The organism is Vicinamibacteria bacterium (assembly GCA_035620555.1).
GTDB lineage: Bacteria > Acidobacteriota > Vicinamibacteria > Marinacidobacterales > SMYC01 > DASPGQ01.
Genome location: DASPGQ010000465.1, coordinates 1 through 3,109, shown reverse-complemented (window position 1 = coordinate 3,109; position 3,109 = coordinate 1). Strand labels below are relative to the sequence as shown.

General features: G+C 62.0%; 2 protein-coding genes. One reads left to right on the top strand and one right to left on the bottom strand.

Going from position 1 to position 3,109, the window contains the following annotated elements:
- Positions 1-87 precede the first annotated feature (87 nt).
- On the bottom strand, positions 88-1,890 hold the full coding sequence (locus VEK15_18890) for a transposase (GenBank protein ID HXV62773.1): 1,803 nt from the start codon (positions 1,888-1,890) through the stop codon (positions 88-90).
- 779 nt (positions 1,891-2,669) lie between these two features.
- On the opposite strand from VEK15_18890, the gene VEK15_18885 reads away from it, so the two are divergent.
- A complete protein-coding gene (locus VEK15_18885) occupies positions 2,670-3,074 on the top strand; it encodes a DNA methyltransferase (protein HXV62772.1) in 405 nt (134 codons plus the stop codon).
- The last annotated feature ends 35 nt before the right edge of the window (positions 3,075-3,109 follow it).

The window sequence follows — 3,109 nt, the reverse complement described above, 5'->3', positions numbered from 1 at the left end:
GTTCTCCGCCTTCGCCTTGTCTCGCGGCTTGCGCGGCCGTGCCGGGATAACGCAGGTGCCGTAGTGGCTGGCGAGGTCGGCGTAGGCTCAGACCTCCTGACATGGCGCCATCGCCAATTCAGACACTCCCGTCTCCCGGGACACCGCAAATCGCAGGCGTAGGGTCGTGCCCGGAATCCGGACGCGGGCGTCATTCAACTGTTGGCAGAGCGCGGCAATCGCTCGAGTGTGGCGCGGTGCACTCATGGGATATAGGGTTACGCGAAGCTCATCGCCTTCGACTTCGATGGCCCCGGAGGACCTGAGCGCCTCGCGTATGACTGCTCGACCCTCGTCCTCACCCCGTGCATAGTGAGGAGCCATTAGCTGGAACAACGAAGACTCCGCTCGATACACGGCCATCTTTACCGCGTTCATGAAGTGCTTGTGTTCGACCTCGAGCATTGCCGCCTGCTCGTCGGTCGCCTCAGCGATCGTGACACGGGCGGGCAGCTTGCCGCGACGCTCGACGAGGCGTGCGAGCTCTTCTCGGACCTGAGCGAGTTCCTGCCGAAGCGGTCCGTGGGCGATCTTCAGGCCGCGAACCGTCGGTCGCCGGCTCTCTTCGTTCGTGTCGGCGGCGTGACCAAGTTTCGCCTCCAGCTCCCCGATCCTCTTGCGTAGAGCTCTCATCTTCTTCTCGAGCGGCTTCCGCTTCGGGTTGGGGACTGTCCGGTCCGGATCCTCGGCTTCGAACCGGTAGGAGTCCAGCGCGTCGAGCGCGAATTCGTCTCGGGCGTACTTGAAGTAGTTCTCTTGTCGCCATCGCGTCCCGAGGCGAAAAACTAGCTCGGCGGCTGCAAGTTCGTTGCGACTCGTCACGATCGCAATCTGATCACCATTTGCCTCGCGACGCACTATCTGGCGGAACTGCATGCCGACGCCGAAGCGAACGACACCGTCGCGGAGCATGTAGGAGACTTTCTGCTCTCCGCTATCGAAGGCCTGTTCGGTGAAGTCCTTCACAGGGTACCGTTCAATCTTCCCCTTGCGATAGGTGACAAAGTCGCAGTCGGCTTCCACGAGCTCCTTGAAGAGCTTGGGGCTCCAGGCGCCGCGATCGAAGAGGATGGTGAGACGCTCCCCCGGACGGAGCAACTTCTTCAACTCTTCGACCAACGGAGGAAGCTGCTTGGTGAGCGACTGGTTCACCTCCCCGGTCACCACGAAAATCGGCTGACCGTCCCTGTCGTTGACCCAGAAGTCGGTCACTGCCGGAACCGCCAATCGCTTGCGAGTGCTGTATGCCTTCGAAACCTGCCGCTGGCCGTAGTAGATCCGCGTGTGCCCGTCCACGTAAAGGAATCCGAGCGCCTCCCGGTCTTCCCCCGCCAGGTACTCGGCAAACCAACGCATGAACTCGTCGGCCTTGCCCAGATCCGCGATCTCCCGGAGGCGTCGCCGCAGTGTCTTGACCTCCGGTGCACGGTCCAGGCCAAGCAGACGGCCAAGCGCTGTCGGTGACACGCCGCTCAAGTGCTCGGCGCGCGGAATGCGAAGGGTGACCATCAGCGCGGCGGTCATCACGGTATGCCTCAGGCCGTAGAAGCCGTTCTTCAGGTTCCCGTACACCTTTTCAACGGACGCGAAGAAGCCCGTCCCCACGAGCGCCGGCAGGATCAGAAGCGAGCCTGCGAACTGAAGCTTCTCGCCTGAGACGTATCGTACCTCCGCTTCCGAGAGTAGACCGAACCTGGCCAGCACGCGCTCGCCGGTCCGGTCCAGATCACTCTCGGTCGTCTTCTCGGGGTGAGGAACGGCCGGCACGAAGCCGGAAGCGTCCTTGCTCGTGCTTGAGCCCTCTGCTGACGATACCTTGCCTCCGTACGCCTCCCCCTCGCTTTCGGCCATCGGCGGCTCCATAAACGACCTGGCGTCGCTGCCCACCTCGCCCTCTACGCTGCTGCGGCGCTCCGCTTGCCCAACGCCCGCAGACAACGTCCCGTCGTTCCCGTTGTCCGCCTCGGCAGCCTCGTCCTCTGCACGACTCTCTGACTCCGCCGGCTCAAAGACAACGGATAGTTGCACTGGCTGCGGATCGCGTGGCGCCTCGCCGGCCAGTATGCGTCGAACCGTTACCTCGCTCACCCCGAGCCGCCGGCCGATTTCGCGCTTCGATAGCCCCTGTCGATAGTACTGTCGCGCACGAGCTTGTAGAGTCGGCGTCGCCTTGCTTGGACCTTTAGGACCGCGCTTGCCGGAACGTAGCGCCGAAAGCCCGCCGATCAAGAGAAGCTTCCGATCCCTATGCAGCGTGTCGCGGTTTATTCCTAGCCCACGTACAACTTCGATTGCCCTCGCTACCCCGGCCAGAACCAAGTTTGCGCCGACGATGCGCCGGTCAAGCTTGTTAGTCGCCAGGAACCGGTGCCACGGTGCACGGCCAACCCAGACGACGCAGATTCCGTCGGTCTCCTCAATCCAGACGTTCTCGTTGAGTCGAATAACTTTGCGATCGACGGAGGAAGGCAGCGGGATAATTTCGGCAATCGGTGTATTCATCTCCGCATAATATGAACACACCACTCTCGTGTCGAGAAAAAAGTCCGACAAATTTCGGCGCTGTCGATTCAGACTTACCTGTGTTTACCGCGGAGTTTATGGCGCCATGTCAGGAGGTCTGAGACTACATGGGTTCGTTTGAAATCGCGTACTACGGATGGAAGAAGGGCGCAGCGCATCGGTACTTCGGCCCGACCAACGCGACCGACCTCTGGCACGTCAAGAAGGTCAATCCGCAATCCATGTGCCATTTAACTGAAAAGCCCGTCGAGCTCGCTCGCAGAGCGATCGAGTACTCGTCGCGCAGCCGCGAGAACGTGCTCGATCTTTTCGGCGGAAGCGGCAGCACGTTGATCGCGGCAGAGCAGCGCCACCGCCACGCCTACCTGATGGAGATCGACGCCCTCTACACCGACGTGATCGTCCGTCGCTGGGAGAAGTTCACCGGGAAGACGGCGACGCTCGACGGCACGGACAAGACGTTCGCCGACGTGGCGGCGGAACGCGGTGTCGAGCTGGCAGGGACCGAGTGATGGACCGCCTCTACTGGCTCGTGACGATCGCCTCG

Coding starts and splice junctions, on each gene's coding strand:
- VEK15_18890 (HXV62773.1), bottom strand. CDS start 1,890: ATGGCCGAAAGCGAGGGGGAGGCGTACGGAGGCAAGGTATCGTCAGCA.
- VEK15_18885 (HXV62772.1), top strand. CDS start 2,670: ATGGGTTCGTTTGAAATCGCGTACTACGGATGGAAGAAGGGCGCAGCG.